Source organism: Streptomyces sp. NPDC046881 (genome assembly GCF_040645015.1).
Lineage (GTDB): Bacteria > Actinomycetota > Actinomycetes > Streptomycetales > Streptomycetaceae > Streptomyces.
This window is the reverse complement of record NZ_JBEYXJ010000008.1, coordinates 1-14,346: the sequence shown is the minus strand read 5'-3', so window position 1 is coordinate 14,346 and position 14,346 is coordinate 1. Positions and strand designations below refer to the sequence as shown.

General features: G+C 72.0%; 9 protein-coding genes. 3 read left to right on the top strand and 6 right to left on the bottom strand.

Features of this window, described 5'->3' with window-relative positions; translation table 11 throughout:
- Window positions 1–24: 24 nt before the first annotated feature.
- From ABZ923_RS06330 to ABZ923_RS06320, 3 genes are read left to right on the top strand one after another with little or no spacing between them, the layout of a single operon-like run.
- Window positions 25–945, top strand: coding sequence for a serine/threonine protein kinase (locus tag ABZ923_RS06330; RefSeq protein WP_361467524.1), 921 nt, complete (start codon window positions 25–27; stop codon window positions 943–945).
- The gene (locus ABZ923_RS06325) at window positions 945–3,146 is read left to right on the top strand and encodes a PQQ-binding-like beta-propeller repeat protein (RefSeq protein WP_361467521.1); all 2,202 of its coding nucleotides are present in this window, start codon (window positions 945–947) and stop codon (window positions 3,144–3,146) included. The genes ABZ923_RS06330 and ABZ923_RS06325 overlap by 1 nt, the downstream gene beginning before the upstream one ends.
- An 18-nt stretch (window positions 3,147–3,164) precedes the next feature.
- Window positions 3,165–5,300 (top strand): protein kinase, encoded by a 2,136-nt coding sequence (locus ABZ923_RS06320; protein ID WP_361467519.1) that lies wholly within the window; start codon window positions 3,165–3,167, stop codon window positions 5,298–5,300.
- 53 nt (window positions 5,301–5,353) lie between these two features.
- Here the strand turns inward: ABZ923_RS06320 and ABZ923_RS06315 are convergent, their stop codons facing one another.
- The 6 genes from ABZ923_RS06315 to rpsL form a co-directional block, all read right to left on the bottom strand.
- Window positions 5,354–8,380 (bottom strand): glycosyl hydrolase 115 family protein, encoded by a 3,027-nt coding sequence (locus ABZ923_RS06315; RefSeq protein WP_361467516.1) that lies wholly within the window; start codon window positions 8,378–8,380, stop codon window positions 5,354–5,356.
- Window positions 8,381–8,515: 135 nt separating this feature from the next.
- Complete coding sequence (locus ABZ923_RS06310; RefSeq protein ID WP_361467513.1) at window positions 8,516–9,451, bottom strand: hypothetical protein; 936 nt, start codon at window positions 9,449–9,451, stop codon at window positions 8,516–8,518.
- A gap of 118 nt (window positions 9,452–9,569) precedes the next feature.
- On the bottom strand, window positions 9,570–10,763 hold the full coding sequence (gene tuf / locus ABZ923_RS06305) for an elongation factor Tu (protein ID WP_014674366.1): 1,194 nt from the start codon (window positions 10,761–10,763) through the stop codon (window positions 9,570–9,572).
- A 156-nt stretch (window positions 10,764–10,919) separates the two neighbouring features.
- The gene (gene fusA / locus ABZ923_RS06300) at window positions 10,920–13,046 is read right to left on the bottom strand and encodes an elongation factor G (protein WP_030345398.1); all 2,127 of its coding nucleotides are present in this window, start codon (window positions 13,044–13,046) and stop codon (window positions 10,920–10,922) included.
- Between the two features lie 39 nt (window positions 13,047–13,085).
- Complete coding sequence (rpsG, locus tag ABZ923_RS06295; RefSeq protein ID WP_003998848.1) at window positions 13,086–13,556, bottom strand: 30S ribosomal protein S7; 471 nt, start codon at window positions 13,554–13,556, stop codon at window positions 13,086–13,088.
- A 2-nt stretch (window positions 13,557–13,558) separates the two neighbouring features.
- Window positions 13,559–13,930 (bottom strand): 30S ribosomal protein S12, encoded by a 372-nt coding sequence (gene rpsL, locus ABZ923_RS06290; RefSeq protein ID WP_003948652.1) that lies wholly within the window; start codon window positions 13,928–13,930, stop codon window positions 13,559–13,561.
- Between the last annotated feature and the right edge of the window lie 416 nt (window positions 13,931–14,346).

Here is a 14,346-nt window from a genome sequence, read left to right as displayed (position 1 = left end):
CCGACGACCGGGGGGAACGCGCGCATGAGGCGGCTGCGCCAGGACGATCCGCTGTGGATCGGGCCGTATGCGGTCCTGGCCGCGGTCGACGAGGAGGCCGAGCGGCACCGGACGCCCGATCGCCGCTATGTGGCCCGCAGTGCCGACGGCCGGCGCACGGTCCTCGTGCAGGTGCCGCACCCCGGGACCGAACCCGCCCGCTGGGTCGCCGAGGCCGAGGAGGCACGGCGACTGGCGATACCCGGCCTCGCGCCCGTCGCGGAGGTGGACCGGGCGGCCGTCCCGGTCTGGCACGCGGCGCCGTACACCCCCGTGCTGCCCCTGACCGCCGCTCTCGCCGCGCACGGCGGACCGCTGCCGGAGACCGTGGTGCGTGCCCTCGGCGCGGCCCTCGCCCGCACGCTGGCCACGGTCCACGCGCGAGGTGTGGCGCATGCCGGCGTCTCCCCCGCGGCCGTGCTGCTCGGCGTGGACGGACCGCTGCTGGCGTGCTTCGGCGCGGTGCGCGCCGCGGCTCCGGAGGGCGAGCAGCGGCTGGGGAGGCCCGGACTGGATCCCGGGTGCCTGGCGCCGGAGCAGGCACAGGGCGGCCGACCGCGGCCGCTCGGTGACGTGTACGCGCTCGGTGCCGTGCTGTCGTACGCGAGCACCGGGTACACCGTCCCGGAGCGCGAGGAGCTTCCGGCGTCGCTGCGTGAGCCGATCACCGCATGCCTGGCCCGTGACCCGGCCCGGCGGCCGTCGGCGTCCGATCTCGCGGCCGGCCTGTCGGCGCCGCTCCCGCCCCGGCCGCAGGCGCTCCCGGGCCCCCTCGCGCCCGTACCCACCGTCCTCGACGGTCCCCCGTTCCCCCTCCCGGCCCGGATCGTCGCCGCCCTCGCCCGTCAGTCGGCCGGCGTCCTCGCGGCCCCGGTTCCCGCGCACGCCCAGGAGACGCGGCCCTGATGTTCTCCCCCCTCGCTCACGACGACCCCGCGCGGCTGGGCTCCTACCACCTGATCGCCCGCCTCGGCAGCGGCGGCATGGGCACGGTCTACCTCGGCCGTTCGGACACCGGACGCGTCGCCGCCCTCAAGACGATGCACGCCCGCATCGCCGCGGACCCCGTCTTCCGGACCCGGTTCCGGCTGGAGACGGACGCCGCCCGGGTCATCGGCGGCGAGCACGGCGCACGGGTCTTCGACGCCGACCTCGTCCACGAGACGCCCTGGCTGGCCACGGAGTACCTGATCGGGCCGCCCCTGGACGACGCCGTCCGGCTGAGCGGGCCGCTGCCGGAGCGGGCGGTCCGGGCCGTCGGCGCCCGCCTGTGCGCCGCGCTGGCCCAGCTGCACGACTCGGACGTCGTCCACCGGGACCTGAAGCCGTCCAACATCATGGTGACGGCCGACGGTCCCAAGGTCATCGACTTCGGCATCGCCCGGGCGCTCGGCGACGACCGCCTCACCCGGACCGGGGCCGCGGCGGGCACGCCCGCCTTCATGTCGCCCGAGCAGGCGGCGGGCGAGGAACACACACCGGCCGGTGACGTGTTCGCCCTGGCCGGGGTGCTGGTCCACGCCGCATCGGGCAGGGGGCCGTTCGGCAGGGGGCAGGCGGCGGACCTGCTGTACCGGGTGCGGTACGCCGAACCGGACCTGACCGGGGTCCCGGCCGGCCTCGCCGCCGTACTGGGCCCGTGCTTCGCCAAGGACCCGCGGCAGCGGCCCACGACCGGCGAGCTGCGTGCCCGGCTCGGCGGCGTCGAAGAGGACTTCGCGGACTGTCTGCCGGAGCCGGTGCTCGTGGACATCGCCCGGCGGGCCGCCGGCGTCTGGCGGGCCGAGCCGCACCGGCTGCCGCCCCCGGCCGGGCACGGCCTGCCCGGGACCGAGCCCGACGCCGCCCCGGCGGGCGTGTCCCGCCGCAGGCTGCTGTCCCTCGGCGCGGGTTCCGCCCTCGGTGTCGCCGCGGCCGGAGCGGGTGCCTGGGCCTGGCTCGGCCGCCGGGGCGGCGGCACTCCCGCGCGCCCCGCGCCGACCGGCCCGGCGCGGCCCGCGTGGGACCTGCGCTGGCAGGTGGTGGCCGAGTACACCGACCAGCCGCCGGTTCCGCCGGCCCCGCTGCTGCTCGACCGGCTGGTGGTCGTCGGGGAGTCGGTCGGCGTCAAGGGGCTGGACCCGGCGTCGGGGAAGTCGTTGTGGGCCGATCCCGGCGTGTACTTCGGACACCTCACCGTCACCGACGGCCGGCGGATCCACGCACTCGACTACACCGCGCACGAGGCCGGTCCGCTGTCCGTCCGCCCCGTCGGCCTCGCCGACGGCAGGCCCGGGGAGCCCTCCCTGGAACTGAAGGACTTCAACGGCGGCCTGTACGGGACCCAGCTGCTGTGCGCCTCCGGCACCGCCGTCTACGCGGTCGGCGGCCGGGGCCCCCAGCCCTCCGCCCCGCCGCACAGCAACGCCTTCCGCAAGGGCCAGAGCTGGCACCTGCTCGCCCTCGACCTGAACGCCCGCAAGAAGGTGTGGGAGATCCCCCTCCCGGCACGCCCTGACGGCAACGAACGGTTCCACTTCCTGGCGGCCCAGGTGTCCGGCGAGCGCCTCGTCCTCGTCCAGCAGTCCGCCGACGGCGCCACCCGGCTCGTCGTACGGGACACCGGCACCGGACGGCAGCTGTGGAGCCGCCCGCTCGACAGCGGGCAGCCCGCCTTCAGCCGGACCCACCTGGCCGTCGACGACCGGCACGTGTATCCGTCGGCGGGCGGGCTGCTCGCGCTCGCCCTGGACGACGGCGAAGTCGCCTGGCGCTACGGCAAGGGCGCCCCGGGAGCCGCCTACAGCCCGCCCGCCGTCCACGACGGGGTGGTGTACGCGGTGGAGTCGGGACGCGGGATCGTCGCGGTCGACGCCGGCAGCGGCGCACCGCGCTGGACGGAGAAGGGCGGCGGCGCGACCACCGCCGACCTCGGCGCGCCGCCCGTCGTCGGCGTCGCCTACGTGTACCGCCGGGCGTCGTCGCAGCTGACGGCCGTCGCGCTGGCCGACGGCAGCACGTCCCGCCCCGTCAAAGCCACCGCGGCGGCCCGCTACTTCGCCCACCCGGCCTCCCGTCGCCTGATCGCCCTGGGCGAGAGCTACGCCGCCGGTTATCCGCTCCTCTGAGATCCGAGGTCAGCAGACATGAAGCCACTGGACACCGGAGACCCGATCCGCCTCGGGCCCTACCGCATCCTCGGCGTGCTCGGCGAGGGCGGCATGGGCAAGGTGTACGTCGGCCAGGACCGCGACGGGCGGACGGCCGCGGTGAAGGTGCTGCACCGCCATCTCGCGGACGACCCCCAGCTCGGTCAGCGCTTCGTGCGCGAGGCCCGGATGGCGCAGGCGGTCGGCAGCCCGGGCGTGGCCAGGGTGCTGGACACGCAGACCGAGGGCGGGCGCCCGTGGATCGCGACCGAGTTCCTGAGCGGCCCGAACCTGGAGGAGGCGGTCGGCGCGCACGGCCCCCTCGACGAGAACGGGGTCCGGGCCCTCGCGGCGGCCCTCGCGCACGCGCTGCGGGACATCCACGCCGCCGGCCTGGTGCACCGCGACCTGAAACCCGCCAACGTGGTGCTCACCTCGACGGGCCCGCGCGTCATCGACTTCGGCATCGCCCGCCCCGAGCACGGACTCACCCTCACCACCACCGGGCAGATTCCGGTGACCCCGGGCTACGGGGCACCGGAACAGGCACTGGGGCAGCGAGTGGGCCCGGCCGCCGACGTCTTCTCCCTGGGCGCCCTGCTGGTGTACGCGGCGAGCGGGCAGCGTGCCTACGGGGGCTCGCACGCCGCCGCCGTCCAGTACGAGGTCGTCCACGGCACCCCGCGCATGGACCGGGTCCCGGCCGCCCTCCAGCAGCTCATCGGCCCGTGCCTGGCCAAGGACCCCGCGCACCGGCCCACCCCGGACGCCGTCGCGCGGGCCTTCGCCCCGCCCCGCGGCGCCGACCGCGTGTGGCGCTCCGGCCCGCTGGCCGAGGAGGTGCGGCGCCGGGAACGCGCCCTGCACGAGCTGACCACGCTGCCGGGCACGAGTGCGCCGGGCGGGGTGCCGCGGCGCCGGGTGCTGACGGCCCTCGCGATCGGCGGCCCGATCGCCCTCGCCGGTGCCGGCGGCGCCGGCTGGTGGTTCTGGCGGAAGAACCGCAGCGACCCCTTCGACGTACCGCCCGCGGCGCGCACCCCCAAGGCCCGGCTGCTGTCGGCGGACAAGGGGGACTACGTCCTCGGGCAGACGCCCGATCCGCTCTGGAGCCGGCGGTCGGCCCTCGGCGCCCGCACACCCGCCCCCCTGCCGGTACGCGACGTCCTGGTCGTCGGAGACACCAAGGGCGGTATCACGGCACACGGCGTCGTCGACGGGAAACCGCGCTGGTCCGCGCCCGAGGCAGTGGCGGAACGCCGCTTCGTCTCGCTCTCCGACCGGCTGATAGCCGCCGCCGACGGCCACGGCAGGCTGCTGACCTTCGTCGCGTCCACCGGCGAACCCAGGTGGACGGCGCCCGCCGAGGCCTCCTGCGTCCTCGCGGCCGATGCCGAGGCGGTGTACGTCGTCACCGACGACGGCCGGCTGCGCAGCGTGAGCCGCACCGACGCGAGGATCCGCTGGACCGTGAAGCCGGATGCCGGCCTCGGCACGAAGGGGACGGCACGGGGCGTCGTGTCCCGGGGCGTCCTGGCCGTCGCCACGGACGCGGGGGACGTCCTCGCCGTCGACACGCGCACCGGCCGCACGGCCTGGGTGCTGCGCGACCAGGACGACGTCAGGCCGGGGATCGCCGCGTCCGGCGGAACCCTGTTCGTGAGCGGCAGCCCGTACTTCACCGCCCGTGACCTCACCCACGGGAAGCAACTGTGGCGCCCGGACCTGAGACGCCGGGACGGTACGAAGGTCTTCTGGGGCCCCGCCGCGATCCACGGCCCCTACGTCTTCGTGGCCGCCCTCGGAGCACCGCTCCGCTTCGACATCCGAGGCGGGAAACAGAGCGGCTGGCTCTACGACCTCCTCCTCGAACGCGACCCGCGCGGCCCGCTGGCGGTCCAGGGCCACGGCTTCTGGTCCGTGGAGGTCAACGCGGAGGAGGGCGTGATCGGCGTCCTCAATGTGGCCGACGGCCCGAGCGACGGCACCGGCAGCGACCCCGACTCCACCCTGAACCGCACCACCTGGGCCTTCCGCATCATCAAGAACCCCGGGAACTACTGGATGACGGCCGACGGCAACCGCGTGTTCGTCGCTGACGGTGACGCGCTGACGGCCCTGCCGGTCTTCTGACCCGGGGGTCCCCACTGCTCGCCGCCCGGGACAGCCGCGGCGGGTCCGCCGCCCTACGGGTGACCCACCCGCCGGCTCTCCAGCGGCCCCAGGTACAGCTGCGGCAGCCCGCCCGTGTCGATCAGCAGGCGCTGCACCACCACCGTCGGGTCCACCATCCAGAACTTCAGCCGGTGGACGCCCGGCTGCGTCACGGGGTGCGTGGTCGCCGTCGCGTTGACGTTGTCCGAGGTGTGCCGGGCCCAGACCGTGTTCAGGGCGCCGTCGTCCGCGCCCGCGGTGATGTCCACCGTGCGGATCGGGCCGTCGTCCAGCGAGACGGCGTAGCGCAGGCCCGGGACGCCGGGGAGGGCCGGGTTGCGCGGGGACAGGTGGGCCCACACGGTCACCTCGGGGACAGCGGACAGCAGCGTCACCTCGTACTCCAGGCGAGGCGAGTCGCCGCCCGGGGTCCGGCTCGGGGCTGTCACCGGCCAGGGGGTCATGCCCGCCCCGGTCCGTCCGATGCCGTCGATGCGGCGCCACCGGCCGACCGCGCGGTGGTGGTGCTCGGCGTCGATCGCCACGTAGCCGCCGGCCTCCACGAAGCCCCGCACCGGCCCGCCCGAGGGGCGTTCCGCCACGCAGCGGACCGGGACCGACGCGCCCGCGCCGTGCACCGTCAGGGTCGCCTCGGCGCGCCCGGCCGGAGCCCGGGACCAGTCCACCTCCACCTCCAGGCGGACCTGCTGCTCCACCCGGCCCCGGGGGCGGTCCACCCGCAGCCACGGCACCGGGACCGAGACCTCGTAGGGGAAGGGCGTACGGCCCCGGTTGAAGATCTCCACGTACTGCCGGGGGCGGGTCTGGTAGGGGCTGAACGGCGGCAGCGACGCGGCCGAGGAGGAGCCTCCCGGCCACCACTCCCCCGTGTCCTCCGCCCCGTCCACGCACACGCCCAGCTCATCGCCGGAGGGCACCTCGATGCGCCGTACAGCGGGGAACAGCACGTCCGGCAGGGCCACGTCGTCCTTCTCGGGCTGCTGCCACGGCGCGTTCGGGCCGTAGCGGTCCACGTCGCCGTAGTCGATGTGCGGCTGGGTCTGGAAGCCCTGCCACTTGCCGTCCGCCACCCGGGAGCCGAAGCGGTCGGCCAGGGCCAGGTCCCGGCCGAGGGCCGCCTCCGCCCGGGCCGCGCGGTCGTTCGTCGCGGCCCGGCCCTGCGCCGCGTACAGCAGGTTCGTGAACTCCGCCGCCCGCAGCTCGTACAGGTTCGCGGTCGCCGTGACCGCGTAGCCGGCCAGTTCGAACCACGCGTCCCGCAACCGCTCCGGCAGTCGGCGCTCGATTCGTTCCGCACGGCGGCCCAGCTCGCGCCACTCCTCCGTGACCCGTTCCAGTTCCCGGTGCGCGAAGTAGTACGGGGTCTGCCGGTCGTCGTAGACCACACGGTCGCCGGAGAGGGTGATCCGGCGGTTCAGCAGCTCGGGTTTGCGGCGGGCCTGGAGCCGGCCGTAGTCCGCCAGCAGCGCGGCGATCTCCCCGGCCTGCGCGGCGCCGAAGTTCTGCCGGGCGTAGCGCTCCTCCCAGGCGCCGAGGCGTTCCAGGGGCCAGGGGTCGGGGTTCCAGGCGTAGCCGAGGAAGAACTCGGTGGGCAGTTCGTTGCCCTTCAGGTCGCCGACGTTGGCCACCCACAGGCCGTGGTTGCCGTAGGCGTGCGCCTGGTGAAGCTGGTCCCAGACGTTCCTGAGGTTGGCGGTGTCGACCCACTTGTAGTTGCGGCCGGCGCCGACGTAGTCGAAGTGGTAGTAGAGGCCGTAGCCGCCGGGGCGCGGGCCGTCCGGGTGCTTGCGGATGTTGCCCCAGTTGTCGTCGGTGAGGACCACGGTGACGTCGTCCGGGGCGCGCAGGCCGCGGTCCCAGTAGCGCTGGACCTCCTTGTAGAGGGTCCACACCTGCGGGGTCTCGGCCGCCGGCCTGCCGGTCACCTCCTCGATGATGCGGCGCTGGTCGGCGATGATCTGCTGCATCAGCTCGATGCCGTCGCCGTCGGGCAGGCTCGTGTCGCCGTTGCCGCGCATGCCGAGGGTCACCACGCCCTCGAAGCCCTGGTCGACCATGCGCTGGATGCCGGCGCGCCAGTACGCGCGGATCGCCTCCGCGTTGCGGCGGTACGACCATTCGCCCGTGCCCCCGTAGGGGTCGGTCCCCGAGCCGGCGTGCCGGTTCCACTCCTCGATGCCCCGCATCATCGGCGCCTCGTGAGACGTGCCCATGACAATGCCGTACTCGGCGGCACGGCGGTGGTTGTCCGGGTCGTCCTCCGCGAACGCCCGGCCCCACACCGCCGGCCAGAGGTAGTTGCCCTTCAGACGCAGCAGCACCTCGAAGACCTTGGCGTAGAAGTCCGCGGTGAAGCCGCCGGGGTGGCCCGGCGCCTTCCCCGGGCCGAAGTACGCCGGCGCCCAGGTGCCCAGCGCGGGATTCTCGTCGTTGACGAAGACGCCCCGGTACCTCACCGCCGGGCTCCCCTGGGTAAAGCGGCCGGGCTTCACCCATACGTGGTCCCGCCGGGCCGGCGGCACGTCGTCCCACCAGTGCCAGGGGGAGACACCGATGCCGTACGAGACGTCGTACGCCCCGAAGATCGTGCCCCGCGGATCGCTGCCGGCGACGACGAACGCCCGCTCCACACCGGGCACCGGCCGGTCCACGACCGTCTGTAGCGAGGTCTCCCACCTGCCCCGCACGCCCGTCACGTCGAGCTTCCCGGACCGGATCAGCCCGTCGATCAGCGGGCTGCGCCCGATCGTGCCGAGCAGCACCGGGAAACGGCCGAGCGCATTGCCCGGGCGGACCCCCGTCACCCGTTCGAGGTCGTTCCGGAGATCCCCGGCCACCCGTACGACTCCGGGATGATCCTCCGGGCTCACCACCACCGGCGCGCCCACCAGGGAGAACGCCCCACCCGAGAAGGAGATGTACGCCCCCGGGTCCGTCACCGCCGGGCCGCCGTCCGCGCCGGCCCACGCGACCCCCGAGGCCAGCACCGGCACGGCGGCGAGCCCCGCCCCCAGCACAGCCCTGCGCGCCACAGACATACGTCCCCTCCCACCGGCCGGGTCACTTCCGACTGCCCGGATCTATTTGCTCAGAGGCATGACAAATAGTGGAGGGAGTCGGCGGCGGGGGGAACGGGTCGTCGGCGCCGAATAGTTTCGAAGGGCCGTCCGGGCTCAGGGGCCGTCCGGCACCAGGTTGTTCGCGCTCAGGATGCCGCCGCCCGGCGGGAGGCCGAGTGACGTGCGCAGGGCGCCGACGCCCGGGTCGCGGACGGAGACGGTCAGGGTGTAGGGCGGCTGACCGGTGATCGTGTTCGAGGAGTCGGTCGGCGGCGGGAGGTGCCCGGCCACGGACACCGCGTCGTATCCGGGGCACAGGGCCTGCGACGGCAGGGACAGCTCGGCGCCACCCTCGTCGGTGAGGTCGATGCGTGCCGTGCCGGCGTCACCCGGCTTCGCCGGGGAGTCCCAGGTGACCGGCACGCCGTGGGCGCCGCCCACCAGCCCGTCCGGGCCCTCGATCTCGACCGCCGCGCCCTCGCCGCCCAGGGTCCGGGACAGCTCCAGCGAGCCCTTCTCGCCCGGCGCGAAGAGCAGGCCGACGGTCAGGCGCCCGGGAGCGCGGCGGGACGGCTTCACGTACCCGTAGGAGCCGAGGACGAGCCGCGGGCCGGACGGCGGATCCGCGGACTTCGGGACCGGCACGGAGGCGGCCGCCGGCAGCGGGAAGTGGTGGTAGCCCCTGGCCCCGCAGTGGTCGCCGTCGGACACCCCGCCACCCGGCAGGGCCACGGCACGGGCCGGTCCCGGCTCCTCCCCGCCGCCCCAGGAGAGCAGGCCCTGCTCCCAGGCGCCGTAGACCACCACGGCCGCCGCGGCCAGCCAGGGCACGACGGCCTGCACTCCGGCGCGCACCGAGAAGCGCGCGGGACGCCTGGGCCCGCGGCGCAGTCCGGCCCGCAGCCGGCGCAACCGCGTCCTGGCGCGCGCGGACGGCTCCCTGGGGGCGCCGGCACCGTCGCCCTCGACGGCGTCGCGCAGGAACGCCGCCCACTGCTCGTCGGACAGGGGAGGCTGGTCGGGCCCGTCGGCGGGCGGCACGGTACTCACGCGAAGAACCGTATGCGCTCCCCCGGAACGACAGGGAGCCGGGAATGCGGAAGAGGCCCGTACGACCGGAGTCGTACGGGCCTCCCCTTAGGTCAGGTGACCCTCAAGCAAGCGGAACTTACTTGACGATCTTGGTGACCTGGCCGGCGCCCACGGTGCGGCCACCCTCACGGATGGCGAACTTCAGGCCCTCTTCCATGGCGACGGGCTGGATGAGCTCCACCTTCATCTCGGTGTTGTCACCCGGCATGACCATCTCGGTGCCCTCGGGGAGGGTCACCACGCCGGTCACGTCCGTCGTACGGAAGTAGAACTGCGGACGGTAGTTGTTGAAGAACGGCGTGTGGCGGCCACCCTCGTCCTTGGACAGGATGTAGGCCTGCGCCTCGAACTCGGTGTGCGGGGTGACCGAGCCCGGCTTGATGATGACCTGGCCGCGCTCGACGTCCTCGCGCTTGATGCCACGGAGGAGCAGACCGACGTTCTCACCGGCCTGGCCCTCGTCGAGCAGCTTGCGGAACATCTCGATGCCGGTGACCGTGGTGGTGGTCTTCTCGGTCTTGATGCCGATGATGTCGACGGTCTCGTTGACCTTGAGGACACCACGCTCGATACGGCCGGTGACGACCGTACCGCGACCGGTGATCGTGAAGACGTCCTCGATCGGCATGAGGAACGGCTTGTCGACGTCGCGCTCCGGCTGCGGGATCGACTCGTCGACGGCCTTCATCAGGTTGAGGACGGAGTCCACCCACTCCTGCTCGCCCTCGAGGGCCTTGAGCGCGGAGACCTTGACGACCGGAACGTCGTCGCCGGGGAACTCGTACTCGGAGAGGAGCTCACGGACCTCGAGCTCGACGAGCTCCAGGATCTCCTCGTCGTCCACCATGTCGGCCTTGTTCAGGGCGACGACGATGTACGGAACGCCGACCTGGCGGGCCAGGAGCACGTGCTCCTTGGTCTGCGGCATCGGGCCGTCGGTGGCGGCGACCACGAGGATGGCGCCGTCCATCTGCGCCGCACCCGTGATCATGTTCTTGATGTAGTCCGCGTGACCCGGGCAGTCGACGTGGGCGTAGTGACGCGCCTCGGTCTGGTACTCGACGTGCGCGATGGAGATGGTGATACCGCGCTGACGCTCCTCAGGAGCCTTGTCGATGTTGTCGAACGGGGTGGCCTCGTTCAGGTCCGGGTACGCGTCGTGCAGCACCTTGGTAATGGCGGCCGTGAGGGTCGTCTTACCGTGGTCGATGTGACCGATGGTGCCGATGTTGACGTGCGGCTTAGTCCGCTCGAACTTCGCCTTCGCCACTGGGGTCCTCCTGTGGAGTGGTTCTGTACGCCTTACTTCATCGGCGCCAGGTGATCTTTGCTGTAAAGGCCCGGAACCCGGGGCAAACGCTCACGATTGCGGACGTTTGCCCCTGGAGGCTCCGGAGTCAAGCCTACGGCGTGTGAACGCGGTGCGTTACTCGCCCTTGGCCTTCGCGATGATCTCCTCGGCGACGTTCCGCGGAACCTCGGCGTAGGAGTCGAACTGCATCGAGTAGCTTGCGCGACCCGACGTCTTGCTGCGGAGGTCGCCGACGTAGCCGAACATCTCCGACAGGGGCACGAGGCCCTTCACGACGCGGGCACCAGCCCGCTCCTCCATGGCCTGGATCTGGCCACGGCGGGAGTTGATGTCGCCGATGACTTCACCCATGTAGTCCTCGGGCGTGGTGACCTCGACGGCCATCATCGGCTCGAGCAGCACGGGGCTGGCCTTGCGCGCGGCCTCCTTGAAGGCCTGCGAACCGGCGATCTTGAAGGCGAGCTCGGAGGAGTCGACCTCGTGGTAGGCGCCGTCGTGGAGGATGACACGGACACCGGTCATCTCGTAGCCGGCGAGGATGCCGAACTGCATGGCCTCCTGCGCACCGGCGTCCACCGAAGGGATGTACTCCTTCGGGATACGGCCACCGGTCACCTTGTTCACGAACTCGTACGAGACGTCGCCGCCCTCGAGGGGCTCGATGCCGATCTGCACCTTCGCGAACTGACCGGTACCACCGGTCTGCTTCTTGTGGGTGTAGTCGACGCGCTCGACGGCCTTGCGGATCGTCTCGCGGTAGGCCACCTGCGGCTTGCCGACGTTGGCCTCGACCTTGAACTCGCGCTTCATGCGGTCCACGAGGACCTCGAGGTGAAGCTCGCCCATACCGCCGATGACGGTCTGGCCGGTCTCCTCGTTGGTGTGCACCTGGAAGGAGGGGTCCTCCTCCGCGAGACGCTGGATGGCGACACCCAGCTTCTCCTGGTCACCCTTGGACTTGGGCTCGATCGCGACCTCGATGACCGGCGCCGGGAAGTCCATGGACTCCAGGATCACCGGGTTCTTCTCGTCGCAGAGCGTCTCACCGGTGGTGGTCTGCTTCAGGCCCATGACGGCGACGATGTCGCCGGCGCCCACCGAGTCGATCTCCTCACGCTTGTTGGCGTGCATGCGGTAGATCTTGCCGATGCGCTCCTTCTTGCCCTTGACGGAGTTCAGCACCGAGGTGCCGGACTCCAGGCGGCCCGAGTAGACCCGGACGAAGGTGAGCTTGCCCAGGTGCGGGTCGCTCATGATCTTGAAGGCAAGCGCCGACAGCGGCTCTTCCTCGGACGGCTTGCGCTTGATGACCGTCTCGGGGTCCTTGACGTCGTGGCCCTCGATGGCCTCGATGTCGACCGGGGACGGCAGGTAGCGCACGACCGCGTCGAGCAGGGGCTGGACGCCCTTGTTCTTGAACGCGGTACCGCAGAACACCGGGGTCACGGTGGTGCCGGTGCCCTTGCCGGACGCGATGGTGATACGACGGATCGCGGCGTACAGCTGCTCCTCGGAAGGCTCCTCGCCCTCCAGGTACAGCTCCATGATCTCTTCGTCGTTCTCGGCCACGGCCTCGATCAGCTTGCCGCGGTACTCCTCGGCAGCCTCGGTGTGCGTGGCCGGGATGTCGACGACGTCGTACATCTCGCCCTTGGTGGCCTCGGCGGACCAGACGAGCGCCTTCATGCGGACCAGGTCCACGACGCCCTGGAAGTCGGCCTCGGCACCGATCGGGAGCTGCATGACGATCGGCTGCGCGCCCAGGCGGTCCGAGATCATGTCCACGCAGCGGTGGAACTCGGCACCCGTGCGGTCGAGCTTGTTGACGAAGCAGATACGCGGAACGCCGTAGCGGTCCGCCTGACGCCACACCGTCTCGGACTGCGGCTCGACACCGGCGACGCCGTCGAACACCGTCACGGCACCGTCGAGCACGCGCAGGGAGCGCTCCACCTCGACGGTGAAGTCGACGTGACCCGGGGTGTCGATGATGTTGATCGTGTGGTCGACGTCTTCCAGCGACCAGTGACAGGTGGTGGCAGCAGAGGTGATCGTGATGCCACGCTCCTGCTCCTGCTCCATCCAGTCCATGGTGGCAGCGCCGTCGTGGACCTCACCGATCTTGTAAGACACACCGGTGTAGAACAGGATCCGCTCGGTGGTGGTCGTCTTGCCCGCGTCGATGTGGGCCATGATGCCGATGTTGCGCACCTTGGCCAGGTCAAGTGAAGTGGTAGCCATAAGGCTTCAGTCTTCTCTCGGTCTCGATGTGGGTAGCGACTACCAGCGGTAGTGCGCGAAGGCCTTGTTGGACTCGGCCATCTTGTGGGTGTCCTCGCGCTTCTTCACGGCCGCACCGAGGCCGTTGGAGGCGTCGAGAAGCTCGTTGAGGAGACGCTCGGTCATGGTCTTCTCGCGACGGGCGCGGGAGTAACCGACCAGCCAGCGCAGCGCCAGGGTGTTGGCGCGGCCGGGCTTGACCTCGACCGGCACCTGGTAGGTAGCGCCACCGACACGGCGGGACTTGACCTCGAGGGTCGGCTTGATGTTCTCGAGAGCGCGCTTCAGCGTGATGACCGGGTCGTTGCCGGTCTTCTCGCGCAGGCCCTCCATGGCGCCGTAGACGATGCGCTCGGCGGTGGAGCGCTTGCCGTTCAGCAGCACCTTGTTGATCAGGGAGGTCACCAGAGGAGAGCCGTAGACCGGGTCGATGATGACCGGGCGCTTCGGGGCGGGGCCCTTACGAGGCATTCTTACTTCTCCTTCTTGGCGCCGTAACGGCTGCGAGCCTGCTTGCGGTTCTTGACACCCTGGGTGTCGAGCGAACCGCGGATGATCTTGTAGCGAACACCCGGCAGGTCCTTCACACGGCCGCCGCGCACGAGCACGATGGAGTGCTCCTGCAGGTTGTGTCCCTCACCCGGAATGTAAGCGGTGACCTCGATGCCGCTGGTCAGACGCACACGCGCGACCTTGCGGAGGGCCGAGTTCGGCTTCTTCGGGGTGGTCGTGAACACACGCGTGCAGACGCCACGACGCTGAGGGGAACCCTCGAGTGCGGGCGTCTTGTTCTTCTCGACCTTGTCCTGCCGGCCCTTGCGGACCAGCTGCTGGATCGTAGGCACTACTTCTCCGGTTTCTGTGTGCCGATGGGTACAGCTAACCTGGAACGTCGCCGACCCACGCGGTCGGGTGTGTCGAATCCGCCAGACTCCCGCCGCAAGGCGAAAAGGGCGCGAATTACGGTGGCCGGTCGCGGCTCGCCATGCGGTTACAGGCACGCACAGGAGCCAGGGCACACCCCAGGCACAAGGTCTGAGCGTACCTACCGCATTGGCTGCGGTCAAAACAAATGGGGTGCACCTGATCACACCCGGCGCGCCGGCGGGTACGGGCCCGGGCGCGGCGCTGCTCTCCGGGCCCCTCAGACGCCCTCCCGCGCCCGCGGGGGGCGGCGTCTGCCTCCTCCGCCCGGGTCCCCGCCGCAGCCGTCCTGCGGGTGCGTGAGTGCCCGCGCACGGCCGGTTCCACTCACGCGGTG